13 protein-coding genes are annotated in these 11,493 nt (G+C 69.7%); 9 read left to right on the top strand and 4 right to left on the bottom strand.

Annotation, left to right across the window (positions count from 1 at the left end):
- Positions 1 to 29: 29 nt before the first annotated feature.
- Entirely contained in the window at positions 30 to 635 is a 606-nt protein-coding gene (locus tag DVH02_RS05475; RefSeq protein ID WP_114622537.1) for a response regulator transcription factor, read from the bottom strand.
- A gap of 318 nt (positions 636 to 953) precedes the next feature.
- Here DVH02_RS05475 and htpX point away from each other — a divergent pair, with 318 nt between their 5' ends.
- Both htpX and pspAB read left to right on the top strand, forming a co-directional pair.
- Positions 954 to 1,862: a zinc metalloprotease HtpX gene (gene htpX / locus DVH02_RS05470; protein WP_114622536.1), complete on the top strand. Its 909-nt coding sequence runs from the start codon at positions 954 to 956 to the stop codon at positions 1,860 to 1,862.
- Between the two features lie 89 nt (positions 1,863 to 1,951).
- Positions 1,952 to 2,536 carry a PspA-associated protein PspAB gene (gene pspAB / locus DVH02_RS05465; protein WP_114622535.1) on the top strand — a complete coding sequence of 195 codons (585 nt, stop codon included), beginning with the start codon at positions 1,952 to 1,954 and terminating at the stop codon, positions 2,534 to 2,536.
- A 60-nt stretch (positions 2,537 to 2,596) separates the two neighbouring features.
- On the opposite strand, the gene DVH02_RS05460 is transcribed toward pspAB, so the two are convergent.
- Complete coding sequence (locus tag DVH02_RS05460) at positions 2,597 to 3,166, bottom strand: TetR/AcrR family transcriptional regulator (RefSeq protein ID WP_114622584.1); 570 nt, start codon at positions 3,164 to 3,166, stop codon at positions 2,597 to 2,599.
- Positions 3,167 to 3,285: 119 nt separating this feature from the next.
- Between DVH02_RS05460 and DVH02_RS05455 the strand changes: the two genes are divergently transcribed.
- Entirely contained in the window at positions 3,286 to 4,023 is a 738-nt protein-coding gene (locus DVH02_RS05455; RefSeq protein ID WP_114622534.1) for an SDR family oxidoreductase, read from the top strand.
- Positions 4,024 to 4,305: 282 nt separating this feature from the next.
- Here the strand turns inward: DVH02_RS05455 and DVH02_RS05450 are convergent, their stop codons facing one another.
- Positions 4,306 to 5,157 (bottom strand): SMP-30/gluconolactonase/LRE family protein, encoded by an 852-nt coding sequence (locus tag DVH02_RS05450; protein ID WP_114622533.1) that lies wholly within the window; start codon positions 5,155 to 5,157, stop codon positions 4,306 to 4,308.
- Between the two features lie 127 nt (positions 5,158 to 5,284).
- Between DVH02_RS05450 and DVH02_RS05445 the strand changes: the two genes are divergently transcribed.
- Genes DVH02_RS05445 through DVH02_RS05435 form a run of 3 tightly spaced genes read left to right on the top strand, consistent with a single transcriptional unit; the run spans position 5,285 to position 6,712 of the window.
- A complete protein-coding gene (locus DVH02_RS05445; protein ID WP_114622532.1) occupies positions 5,285 to 5,908 on the top strand; it encodes a DUF2975 domain-containing protein in 624 nt (207 codons plus the stop codon).
- Positions 5,908 to 6,168 (top strand): helix-turn-helix domain-containing protein, encoded by a 261-nt coding sequence (locus DVH02_RS05440; protein WP_114622531.1) that lies wholly within the window; start codon positions 5,908 to 5,910, stop codon positions 6,166 to 6,168. The genes DVH02_RS05445 and DVH02_RS05440 overlap by 1 nt, the downstream gene beginning before the upstream one ends.
- Before the next feature lie 43 nt (positions 6,169 to 6,211).
- Positions 6,212 to 6,712: a levansucrase gene (locus DVH02_RS05435; RefSeq protein WP_114622530.1), complete on the top strand. Its 501-nt coding sequence runs from the start codon at positions 6,212 to 6,214 to the stop codon at positions 6,710 to 6,712.
- Positions 6,713 to 6,763: 51 nt separating this feature from the next.
- On the opposite strand, the gene DVH02_RS05430 is transcribed toward DVH02_RS05435, so the two are convergent.
- The gene (locus DVH02_RS05430; RefSeq protein ID WP_114622529.1) at positions 6,764 to 7,759 is read right to left on the bottom strand and encodes a LacI family DNA-binding transcriptional regulator; all 996 of its coding nucleotides are present in this window, start codon (positions 7,757 to 7,759) and stop codon (positions 6,764 to 6,766) included.
- Between the two features lie 339 nt (positions 7,760 to 8,098).
- On the opposite strand from DVH02_RS05430, the gene DVH02_RS05425 reads away from it, so the two are divergent.
- The 3 genes from DVH02_RS05425 to DVH02_RS05415 all read left to right on the top strand — a co-directional run bounded on the left by DVH02_RS05425 (position 8,099) and on the right by DVH02_RS05415 (position 11,407).
- Positions 8,099 to 9,022, top strand: coding sequence for a carbohydrate ABC transporter permease (locus DVH02_RS05425; RefSeq protein ID WP_114622528.1), 924 nt, complete (start codon positions 8,099 to 8,101; stop codon positions 9,020 to 9,022).
- Between the two features lie 2 nt (positions 9,023 to 9,024).
- Positions 9,025 to 9,972 carry a carbohydrate ABC transporter permease gene (locus DVH02_RS05420; RefSeq protein ID WP_114622527.1) on the top strand — a complete coding sequence of 316 codons (948 nt, stop codon included), beginning with the start codon at positions 9,025 to 9,027 and terminating at the stop codon, positions 9,970 to 9,972.
- An 88-nt stretch (positions 9,973 to 10,060) separates the two neighbouring features.
- A complete protein-coding gene (locus DVH02_RS05415; protein WP_114622583.1) occupies positions 10,061 to 11,407 on the top strand; it encodes an ABC transporter substrate-binding protein in 1,347 nt (448 codons plus the stop codon).
- Positions 11,408 to 11,493: the final 86 nt, after the last annotated feature.

Here is an 11,493-nt window from a genome sequence, read left to right as displayed (position 1 = left end):
GCGCGGGCCGCGCGTACCCGACGGAGGGCTCAGAGCCAGCCCGCGCCCTGCGAAATACGTATCGCGTCCAAACGGTTCCGGCCGCCCACCTTCCGTATCGCGGCGGCCAGATAGTTGCGTATCGTCCCGTTGGACAGATGCAGTGATCTCGCGATTTCATCGATCGGGGCCCCCTCGGCGGCCAGCGCGAGGACGCTGAGTTCTCTCGGGGTCAGCGGCATCTTCGCGGCCTGCAGAAAATCGAAAGCGAGCGTTTCATCGACGAATCGCTCGCCTCGTGCGACTTTGTGGATGCCCTCCACTAATCTCCCCGGCTCTCCGTCCTTGCTGACGTATCCGAGCGCGCCCGCGTCAAAAGCTTTGCGCAAAGCTCCTGGTTTCCGTGAGCTTGCGAGGACCAGCAGGGCCGGATCGTAGCCCAGGTCATCGCGGGTGAAGCCGGTCTCCTCCCGGTAACCAGGAGAATCGAGACAGTCGATGTCCGCCACATAGACATGCGGAGGAACACCGTACGCTCCACGAAATGCCGTCCGCCCCGACGCCGACGACACATCGAGAGTCGCCTCGGGACGGAGTAACGCCACCAGGGCCGAACGAAACAGACCCAGTTTGTGCACCACAAGAACTCTGATCATGCGGCACCTCCTTATCGCCTTCGTCTACCCACACGACATGGTGGTCATTTACCTACATCGCGCCTACCTCAATGCCCGGCTCATAAGGTGAGGAACACAACAACGGCAGCACGGGAGGCACTTCTCGCCATCGCGCGAGCCCCCGCGTACAGCAATGCGCCACCGTGCGCCCCTGGCCGCGGGCCGGTTCCGGCCCCTACGGGCCGACGCTCGCCGTACGGGCGGGCGGGTGCGGCTGATCTTCCATATCCGCTGTTTACGCCGTTTCGCCGGAAAGAGAGGAAAATGGCAGCAGTGAGAGCTAACAGGAGGCGGAAGATGACGACGAAGAACCGCTACACGCCGGACCGCGGTCTGACCACGCGCATGGTCACCACCATGTTCCTGATCGGCCTGCTCTACGTGGTCCTGGTCGGGGTGCTGCTGGCGGTGCTGAACCACGCGTGGCCGATCATCCTGATCTTCGCGGGAGGTCTGTTCATCGCGCAGTTCTGGTTCAGCGACAAGATCGCGGCCTTCAGCATGGGAGCGCGGGAGGTCACCCCCGAGGAGGCCCCCGAGCTGCACGGCGCCGTGGACCGCATCTGCGCCCTGGCCGACATGCCCAAGCCCCGGGTGGCCATCGCGCAGAGCGACATACCCAACGCGTTCGCCACGGGCAGGAGCGAGCGCAGCTCCCTCGTCTGCGCCACCACAGGACTGCTGCGCCGGCTGGAGCCCGAGGAGCTGGAAGGTGTCCTCGCGCACGAGATGTCCCACGTCGCGCACCGTGACGTCGCGGTGATGACCATCGCCTCGTTCCTGGGCGTGCTGGCGGGGCTGATCACCCGGGTGGCGCTGTACAGCGGACTGGCGCGCAACGCCAGGAACGCCGGACCCGCAGGTATCGCGATCATGCTGATCCCCCTGGTCAGCGCGGTGGTGTACGCGGTCGGCTTCCTGCTGACCCGGCTGCTCTCGCGCTATCGCGAGCTGTCCGCCGACCGGGCCGCCGCCCTGCTGACCGGCCGCCCCTCGGCGCTGGCCTCGGCCCTGACGAAGGTGAGCGGGCAGATGGCCAGGATCCCGACGGAGGACCTGCGCAAGGCGGAGCCGTACAACGCCTTCTTCTTCGTCCCGGCGTTCTCCTCGAAGGAGAGCCTGGGCCGGCTGCTCTCCTCGCACCCGACGCTCGAACAGCGGCTGGACCAGCTGGCCCGGATCTCCGCCGACCTGGCTCGCCCGTAAGCGGCTGCCGGGGACCCGCGATCCGGGACCCGCGCGCCGTACGACACGACATGAGCCCCCCGTCCCCCGCACAGTGAGGAGCCGGCCCTGTGGGCCTTCTCGACACCATCCTCGGCCGGAGCAAGCCCGTCCGTCCCGATCTCGACCAGCTGTTCTCCGTGCCGTCAGCGGCTCTCACCCTCCAGGCAGGCGCCGGGTACCGGCCCACCGGCCTGGGATCCGTCTGTTTCGCGGGCGTCGAGGGCGGCGGATTCGCGCGGATCACCCAGGAGGTACGGGAGCTGCTCGACGCGGACAAGGACCGCTCCGGGCCGCCCGTGGCGTTCAGCCAGGACGCGTACGGCTACACCTGGCTGCTCGCCCAGCGGGCGCCGGACGACACGGCGGCCCTGGTCAACGATCTGCACGCGGTCAACACGCTGCTCCAGGACGGCGGCTTCGGGCCGCATCTGCTCTGCTCCCTGCTCGGCTTCGAGGACGCGGAGCAGCGGCCGTTGGCCCTCGTCTATCTCTACAAGCGCGGCAGCTTCTACCCGTTCGCGCCGGTGCCCGGTGGCGCCGAGAAGCGCGACAGTCCACGGGAGCTGCAGGTCAGGGCGGTGCTCGGGGACGATCTGCGGATCGAGCCCGACCTCTCGCGCTGGTTCCCCGTGTGGGGCGCCCCTGGGCTGTGACGGCCGGGCCGGGGCGGATCGGCGTGCCCCTCCCGAGCGGGCGGTCGCGTCCTGACGGCCTCAGTCCGCCGCTCCGGCGCACAGTCCGTCGACGACGATGGCGAGCATGTGCGCGCCACGCTCCTGCCAGTCGGGCCCGCCGTCGGCCTTCCACAGGAAGGACACGAGCAGCAGGACCTCCTCGGCCTCGACATCGGGCCGCAGCCGCTTCGCGGCCTTGCCCGCGCCGAGCAGCCGGTCCAGTGCGGCGATCACCGGCGGGTAGTACTGGCTGCCGAGGTCGGCGCGGGTGGCGGCCTCGATGGCCAGGGACGCTCCGTGCTTGATCCGGCCGTAGGCGGCGAGCCGGGCGAACCAGAGGCGGAGGGCCTCCAGCGGCTCGTGCTCTTCGAGGAGCCGGGGGGCGGCGTCGATGAGCGCCTCGACGTCGTGCCGGTAGACGGCCAGGAGCAGGGCTTCGCGGTGGGGGAAGTGCCGGTACATGGTCCCCTGGCCGACTCCGGCCGTCTTCGCGATCGACTGAAGGCTCGCACCGGGGCTCTCGGTGAACGTGGTGCGCGCGACGTCGATGATGCGCGCGCGGTTGCCCTCGGCGTCCGAACGCGTCGCGCGTCGACGGGGCTGCTCCATCTGGTGCTCCGATCCGGGCCGGGGCGGGCCCCGCTTGCCCATCCGGACACATGTCCGTTACTGTCGAAAGCGTAACGGACAGGCGTCCGTTTCAACTGTATCCAGAACGGTGGTACCGCATGTCGGGCATCAAGGGCAAGGTCGTGGCGATCACCGGGGCGAGCAGTGGAATCGGCGCCGCGACCGCCCGCTCGCTGGCACAGGACGGAGCGAGGCTCGTCCTGGGGGCGCGCCGCGAGGAGCGGCTCGCCCACCTGGCCGGTGAACTGCGGGCCCAGGGACACGACGTCGAGTTCACCTCGGTCGACGTCCGCCACCGCGAGGATCAGGCCCGCCTGGTGGCGCTCGCCCAGGAGACGTTCGGCCGGCTGGACGTCCTGGTCGGCAACGCCGGAGTCGGGCCGGTCTCGCTCCTCGACGAGCTGCGGGTGGACGACTGGGACTCGATGATCGACGTCAACGTGAAGGGGCTGTTGTACGGCATCGCCGCGGCCCTCCCCGTGTTCCGGGCCCAGGGGTACGGACAGTTCGTGCACACCGTGTCGACCGCCGCCTACAAGACGGTCCCGGGACAGGCGGTCTACTCCGCCTCCAAGGCCGCCGCCCGTGCGCTCACCGAAGGGCTGCGGCAGGAGGTGGGCCCTTCGATCCGGGTCTCCATGGTCTCGCCGGGCTATGTGGCCACCGAATTCGTCGAATCGGTGCCGGATCCGGAGCTGCGCGCGCGGATGACCGCGATGAAGGAGGAGTTCGCCATCCCGCCCGAGGCCATCGCGCGGGCGATCCGGTTCGCGATCGAACAGCCCGACGACGTCGGCGTCAACGAAATGATCATCCGCCCCGCCGCCCAGCCCTGACCCCGAGGCGCCAGAGAAGGCGGGCACACGGACACACGGACACACGGACACACGAGCACACGAGCACACAGGCACACGGGCCCGGCACGATCCAGACGGAAGAACCTAGGCCGTGTCTGACAAATAGCGCCGTCCGCCCGTAGGGCGGGGCTCGCGGCGTCTGGTGCGTGCGATCGCAAGGCGGAGGATCGCCCGTGTACTGGACGTACTCGGGCGACTCCGACAACGCAGCGAGCGTGCGTGCCAGGCGTCTCGAGCCAGGCGGGATTTGTCAGACACGGCCTAGCCCGCGAACATCAGCGGCGCGACCCCGCCGATCCCCGGTTCGACGGTGAAGACCGAACCGGCCGCCGGATCCTCGCCGTCCGGCACGTCCTGGCGGGAGGTCGTGATGAACAGCCGCCGGTAGTCATCGCCGCCGAACGCGCAGGCGCTGACCTGGTGGGCGTCGACCTCGACCACCTCGTCCAGGGTGCCGTCCTCGGCGTACCGGCGTACCGCGGAGCCGCCCCACAGCGCGACCCAGACCCCGCCCTGCGCGTCGAGCGTGATGCCGTCGGGGGCGCCGTCCGCCGGGTCGATGGTGACCCAGGGCTCGGGGGTGGCGAACCGGCCGGTGGCGGGGTCGACGGCGACGCGGGCGACACACTGCGTGGGGGTGTCGACGTAGTACGCGAAGGTGCCGTCCGGGGCCCAGGCGAGACCGTTGGAGATGGTCACGCCGGTGTGGACGACGGACACGTCGCCGCCGGGGGTGAGCCGGTACACCGTGCCGGCTCCGGGGCGGGTGTCGTAGGCCATCGTGCCGCAGTAGAAGTTGCCGGCCGGGTCGCAGCCGCCCTCGTTCATCCGGATCGAGCCGTCGCTCCACAGCTCCGGTCCGGCGTCGACCGTGCCGTCCGCCGCGATCAGCGCGAAGCCCCGCTCGACGGCCACCACGAGACCGCCGGACGCGCGCGGGCGCCAGGCCGCCGCGACATCGCCGAGGTGCTGCCGTACATACGCGCCCTGGTCGTCGAAGGCGAGGAGATCCCCGGCCAGCATGTCGACGATCCTCAGCCGCCCCGTACCGGGATCCCACCCGGGGCCCTCGCCGTGATGGGTGACGATCCCGGTCCAGTTCTCCGCGCGCATGCCCGCCCCTTCCGCAGAACACCTCGACGATCACCGCATGTTAAGCGCAGCCGCGCACTTGACACGAGGGTATCGATCATCGATATTATCGATGATCGATAACAACGACTTTCGATATGAGGCTGCCATGAACGCGTCCCCCTGGTACCGGGTCGAGTGGGATCGCGGCGACCACCTCGCACTGCGCCTGGCCCTCGGTGTGGGCGCCGCCCTGGTGGCCGGATTCGCCGTGCTGATCCCGCTCCTGGAGGTGCTGGGGGTGACGAGCGGCGACGGCGCCGGGCGGACCGTACCGCTGCGCGCGACCGCGACGGTCGCGGACGCGGGCGGCGCGCAGGGCATCGCGCTCAGCGGCACCAGCCAGGGCGAAGTGACCTTCGCCCAGCCGGACTTGACCCAGCGCGCACTGCTCGCACTGCCCGAGGTCTTCAGCGGGGCGCTGCTGCTGGTCGTCGCGTACCTGCTGTACCGGATCGTGCGCACGCTCGCGGTGGGCGACCCGTTCGTGCCGGACAACGCGCGGCGGGCGAGGGGGATCGCGGTGGCCGTCCTGAGCCTCGCCGTCCTGCGTCCGCTGCTCGACATGGTCACCACGGGGCAGTTGGTGCTGGGCACGGCGGTCGAGGACCAGGTGTCGGTCGAGGCGACGTTCAGCTCGGGCCCCGTACTGCTCGGGCTGCTGATCGCCGCGCTCGCCGAGGTCTTCCGGCGGGGCACCCGGCTGCGCGCCGACACCGAGGGGCTGGTCTGATGCCCCCCGAGGACGAGCACCGCGTCGTGGTCCATCTGGACCGGCTGCTCGCCGAGCGCGGCATGACCCTGACCGAGCTGGCCGGGCGGGTCGGCGTCACCGTGGTCAACCTGTCGATCCTGAAGAACGGGCGCGCCAGAGCGATCCGGTTCTCCACACTCACCGCGATCTGCGAGGCACTCCAGTGCGGTCCGGGCGATCTGCTGAGCTGCGAGCGGCCGGACGCCGCGGACCGCCGGGACCATCGGGCCGCTCCATGAAACGATCTTTACGGGCACGTCCGGCCGGTGCACAATCGCACCCATGATCCACGATGCGACGAGCGACTATCTGGCCGGACTGGAGAGCCGGCTGGCGGCCGACGGATGCGCGCCGCGCCAGGACAACTGGGGAGGCGCGCCCGTCCTGGTCGGGCGGCGCTCGGACTTCCGGCTCCGCTGGCTGGCCACGAACCTCCATCTGTTCACCATCGCGGCGGCGGTCCCCTATGTCGCCACGGAGACCATCGCCGTCTTCACCGGTCAGTGCCTCCAGTACGCCAGGGAGAACAAGGGCGGTCTGCCCGTCGGGTTGCAGACGGGGGTGGCGGTCTTCCCGGTACTGGTCAGCGAGCGGGTCGACCCGGCGGCGCTCGCCTGGGCACGGGAGCGGCAGCGCAACGAATTCGCCTGCTTCGCCCGGCCCGTGGTCGTGGACTCGTCGAAGGGGGAGGTCGCGGTCTTCCGGGGCAAGCCGTTGATCGGCAGGGGGTACGCCGGCCACCTGACCAGGAAGGGCGACGCGTACCTGGGGCAGCGGGGCTGAGCCTCCCCCCGTCCCCCCGTCAGCCCCTGAGCCCGTCACCCCGTCAGCCCGTCAGCCCGCCGGGCCCGGTGGCGGCGCCGTGCTCTCGCGGACCACGATCCGGGTGGGTACGAGCGTGGTGCCGGGCTCCTCGGTGTGTTCCCGGATCTGGCGCAGCGCGCCCTCGACGCACCGCCGCCCGACCTCGGCGAAGTCCTGGCGGACCGTGGTCAGCGGCGGCAGGTACGAGCCCGCGTCCGGGATGTCGTCGAAGCCCACCACGCTGACCTGGCCGGGGACCGTACGGCCCGACTCGTGCAGCGCCCGCAGCAGCCCGAGCGCCATCTGGTCGTTGGCCGCGAAGACCGCCGTACACCCCGGTTCGCGGGCCAGCCGCAGCCCGGCGCGGTATCCGGACTCGGCCGACCAGTCGCCGCGCAGCAGCGGCGGCACCTCGCGGCCCGCCTCGCGCAGCGTGGCCCGCCAGGCGTCGGCGCGGTGCTGTGAGGCGTACGACTCCTCGGGCCCGGCCAGGTGCCAGACCGTACGGTGTCCCAGCCCCAGCAGATGCCGCACCGCCTCCCGGGCGCCGCCCGCCTGGTCGGTGTCGACCACGCTGTAGCGGTCGCCCGCGTTGGAGTCGACGACCACGACGCCCACGTCGGGCGGGAGCGAGACCGTGGCGGCGTCCAGCAGATGGACCTCCATGATCACGATGATGGCGTCGACCGCCAGCTCGCCCAACCGCGTGAAGGCGCCGCGTACTTGGTCCTGGGTGGGGATGGCGACGGGCAGCAGTGTGGTGGCGTATCCCTGCTCCGCGGCCGAGGTGGCGATCGCCTCCAGGGTGCGGACGTTGCCGGTGGTCGAGAGGGTGAACAGGATGATGCCGATGGTGCGGAACTCGCCGCGCTTGAGCGCGCGGGCCGCGCTGTTGGGCCGGTAGCCCAACTCCTTCATCGCGGCCAGAACCTGCTCCCGGGTCTTCTCCACCACCCCCTGGTGGCCGTTGGCCACCCGGGAGACCGTCTGCGAGGAGACACCCGCGCGCCGGGCGACGTCCGCCATGGACACTCTGCGACGGCGCGGCGATCCGACTGTCCCGCGGCCCGCCCCGGCTGTCCCGGGGCCCGCCGCTCCGGCCTGCGACGACCATGCGTCCGGCTCCGCGCTGTCCACGATGTCCTCCACCCGTACCCTCACGCTCCGCGGTCGGCGCCGCCTCGGGGCAAAACTGACCCCGCCATGAATCTTGACGCCCTCCGGGCCCCAATGTAAGCATCCCATCAACAGATGTTTACGTAAACATGTCGCCCGCGGCGGTATCGGGGCATGGCCTGTTCACGTACGTTTCCATCCGGCTGCCGGGTGCCGGGTGCGCCAGGACGACCAGCGAGGAACAAAGTCATGACGGCATTGTCACCGCCCTCCACAGCGGGACACCCCGCCCCGCCACGGGGCCCTCGACGCAGGCGGGCCCTGATCGGCTGGGGCTTCATCGGACCGTTCATGGCGGTCTTCGCCCTCGTCTTCCTGGCCCCGATCTGCTACTCGATCTATCTGAGCCTCTTCCGGACCCAACTCGTGGGCGGCACCTCGTTCGTCGGGTTCGACAACTACCAGCGGGCGCTGGAGGACCCGAACTTCTGGTCCGCGCTGGGCCGGGTGACCCTCTTCCTCGCGGTGCAGGTACCGGTGATGCTCGGGATCGCGCTGCTGGTCGCGCTGGCCATCGACAGCGGCCGGCTCTACGGCAGGAACTTCTTCCGGATCGCGATCTTCCTGCCGTACGCCGTCCCCGCCGTGGTGGCCGCCCTGATGTGGGGCTTCATGTACGGCACCCGCTTCGGCCTCGTCGGCAACATCAACGACGCCTTCGGGGTGTCACTGCCCGACCCGCTCTCCTCCGGTCTGGTGCTCGCCTCCATCGGCAATATCGTGACCTGGGAGTTCGTCGGCTACAACATGCTGATCTTCTACGCGGCGCTGCGGGTGATCCCGCACTCGCTCTACGAGGCGGCGGAGATCGACGGCGCCGGGCAGCTGCGCGTCATCACGGCCATCAAACTCCCCGCCATCCGGGGCGCGCTGGTCATCGCCACCATCTTCTCGATCATCGGCAGCTTCCAGCTCTTCAACGAGCCGAGCATCCTGAAGAATCTGGCGCCCAACACGATCACCACGGACTTCACGCCGAACTTCTACACCTACTCGCTGGCCTTCTCCGGCCAGCAGCACAACTACGCGGCCACGGTCGCGATCATCATGGGCATCTTCACCATGATCATCGCCTATGCCGTCCAGCTCCGCGGCATGCGAAAGGAAGCGTGACGATGGGAGCCACCGCCCCGGCCACCGCCACCCCGGGCGAGGACCGCGCACCCCGGCCCGTCACCGGGCTGCGCACCCCCGGCCCCGGACAACGGCACAGTGTCAACCGCCCGCGCCGCAGTGTGCTGCTCACCGTGCTGACCGGTCTGGTGCTGGTCTACGCCCTGGTGCCGCTGGTCTGGCTCGTCATCAACTCGACCAAGACGCAGAGCGGGCTGCTCTCCTCCTCCGGGCTCTGGTTCGACAGCGACTTCGCGTTCTTCCGCAATATCGCGGACACGCTCACCTACAACGACGGTGTGTTCGTCCGCTGGCTGCTCAACACCCTGCTCTACGTGGTGGTGGGAGCCGGCGGCGCGACCTTCCTCGCGGTGCTCGGCGGCTACGCGCTCGCCAAGTTCCAGTTCCCCGGCAAGCGCGGCATCTTCGCGGTGGTGATCGGCGCCGTCGCCGTCCCCGGTACGGCGCTGGCGGTCCCCACCTTCCTCATGTTCAGCAAGATGGGGCTGACCGACACCCCCTGGGCGGTGATCATCCCGTCGCTGATCTCACCGTTCGGCCTCTATCTCATGTGGGTATTCGCCGCCGAGGCGATCCCCGCCGAGCTGCTGGAGGCCGCCAGGATCGACGGCGCGAGCGAGATCCGTACCTTCTTCACGGTGAGCCTGCCGCTGCTGGCCCCCGGCATCGTGACGGTGCTGCTGTTCACCATGGTCGCGACCTGGAACAACTACTTCCTGCCGCTGATCATGCTGAAGAACCCGGACTGGTACCCGCTCACGCTCGGACTCAACTCCTGGAACGCGCAGGCGCAGACCAACGGCGGCGAGGCCATCTTCAACCTGGTGATCACCGGCTCGCTGCTCACCATCGTGCCCCTCATCGCCGCGTTCCTGCTGCTCCAGCGGTACTGGCAGTCCGGGCTCGCCGCGGGCAGCGTCAAGGAGTGAGCCGCTCGCTTCCCGCCCGCTCCTGGTGATCCCTCCCCTTTTCCTCAGCTGTTCGGCAGTTCTCTGACAACGAAGTGAGATGACTCTGATGTACAACACAGCGCGCCGGCGCGGCGTGCGCGGTGCCGGTCTGGCCTCCGTGCTCGCCCTCGCCCTCACCCTGACGGCCTGCGGCGGATCCTCCGACGACAGCGGCGGCTCGGACTCGGGGAGCGCCGACGACGTCAAGGCGGCTCTCGAAAAGGGCGGCGACCTCACGGTCTGGACCTGGGACTCCACCATCCCCAAGGTCGCGAAGGACTTCGAGGCCGCGCACCCCAAGGTGAAGGTCAAGGTGGTCAACGCCGGGACGTCCAAGGACGAGTACACCGCCCTCCAGAACGCCATCTCGGCGGGCAAGGGCGTCCCCGACGTCGCGCAGATCGAGTACTTCGCACTGGGCCAGTTCTCGCTGGCCAAGTCCGTCGCCGACCTCGCCCCGTACGGTGCCGACAAGCTGGCCGACTCCTACTCCCCCGGCCCGTGGAACGCGGTCACCTCCGACGACGCCGTCTACGGGCTGCCGGTCGACTCGGGCCCGATGGCCCTGTACTACAACAAGAAGGTCTTCGACAAGTACAAGATCGCGGTGCCGACCACCTGGGACGCGTACGTGACGGCGGCCGAGAAGCTGCACAAGGCCGACCCGAAGGTCTACATCACCGCCGACACCGGCGAGGCGGGCTTCGCCACCAGCCTGATGTGGCAGGCCGGCGGTCGCCCGTACAAGGTCGACGGCACCGATGTGAGCATCGACTTCGGCGACGCCGGAAGCACCACCTTCGCCAAGACCTGGCAGAAGCTGCTCGACGGCAAGCTGCTCGCGCCCGTCACCTCGTGGACCGACGAGTGGTTCAAGGGTCTGGGTGACGGCACCATCGCCACCCTGGCCACCGGCGCCTGGATGCCCACCAACCTGCAGACGGGCGCGCCCGCCGCGGCCGGTGACTGGCGGGTGGCCCCGCTGCCGCAGTGGAAGGCGGGCGAGAAGTCCAGCGCGGAGAGCGGCGGCAGCTCGCTGGCCGTCCCCGCCGCGGGCAAGAACAAGGCGCTCGCCTACGCGTTCACCGAGTACGTCGCCGCCGGGGCGGGCGTCAAGTCCCGGGTGAAGGACGGCGCGTACCCCGCGACCACCGCCGACATGACGTCCAAGGAGTTCCTGGACACGAAGTTCGACTACTTCGGCGGTCAGGAGATCAACAAGGTCTTCGCCCAGTCCGCGTCCGAGGTCGCGTCCGACTGGTCGTACCTGCCCTTCCAGGTCTACGCGAACTCGATCTTCAACGACACCGTCGGCAAGGCGTACGTCTCCGGCACCACGCTGAGCGAGGGCCTCGCCGCCTGGCAGAAGCAGTCCCGCGCCTACGGCTCGGAGCAGGGCTTCACCGTCAAGTAACTCCGGCCGGGCAGGTGGTGGCGGAGGGCGGCGACTCCGTCAGCCGTCACCACCCGGCGCCCGCGGCCCACCCGCGCCGCGTATCC

Origin of the sequence: Streptomyces corynorhini (assembly GCF_003346515.1) — a bacterium.
In the GTDB taxonomy this organism is placed as follows: domain Bacteria; phylum Actinomycetota; class Actinomycetes; order Streptomycetales; family Streptomycetaceae; genus Streptomyces; species Streptomyces corynorhini.
This window is presented reverse-complemented; position numbering and strand designations above follow the sequence as displayed.

Excerpts from the sequence above, each read along its gene's own strand:
- DVH02_RS05475 (WP_114622537.1), bottom strand. The coding sequence starts at position 635 with ATGATCAGAGTTCTTGTGGTGCACAAACTGGGTCTGTTTCGTTCGGCC.
- htpX (WP_114622536.1), top strand. The coding sequence starts at position 954 with ATGACGACGAAGAACCGCTACACGCCGGACCGCGGTCTGACCACGCGC.
- DVH02_RS05460 (WP_114622584.1), bottom strand. The coding sequence starts at position 3,166 with ATGGAGCAGCCCCGTCGACGCGCGACGCGTTCGGACGCCGAGGGCAAC.
- DVH02_RS05455 (WP_114622534.1), top strand. The coding sequence starts at position 3,286 with ATGTCGGGCATCAAGGGCAAGGTCGTGGCGATCACCGGGGCGAGCAGT.
- DVH02_RS05450 (WP_114622533.1), bottom strand. The coding sequence starts at position 5,157 with ATGCGCGCGGAGAACTGGACCGGGATCGTCACCCATCACGGCGAGGGC.
- DVH02_RS05445 (WP_114622532.1), top strand. The coding sequence starts at position 5,285 with ATGAACGCGTCCCCCTGGTACCGGGTCGAGTGGGATCGCGGCGACCAC.
- DVH02_RS05440 (WP_114622531.1), top strand. The coding sequence starts at position 5,908 with ATGCCCCCCGAGGACGAGCACCGCGTCGTGGTCCATCTGGACCGGCTG.
- DVH02_RS05435 (WP_114622530.1), top strand. The coding sequence starts at position 6,212 with ATGATCCACGATGCGACGAGCGACTATCTGGCCGGACTGGAGAGCCGG.
- DVH02_RS05430 (WP_114622529.1), bottom strand. The coding sequence starts at position 7,759 with ATGGCGGACGTCGCCCGGCGCGCGGGTGTCTCCTCGCAGACGGTCTCC.
- DVH02_RS05425 (WP_114622528.1), top strand. The coding sequence starts at position 8,099 with ATGACGGCATTGTCACCGCCCTCCACAGCGGGACACCCCGCCCCGCCA.
- DVH02_RS05420 (WP_114622527.1), top strand. The coding sequence starts at position 9,025 with ATGGGAGCCACCGCCCCGGCCACCGCCACCCCGGGCGAGGACCGCGCA.
- DVH02_RS05415 (WP_114622583.1), top strand. The coding sequence starts at position 10,061 with ATGTACAACACAGCGCGCCGGCGCGGCGTGCGCGGTGCCGGTCTGGCC.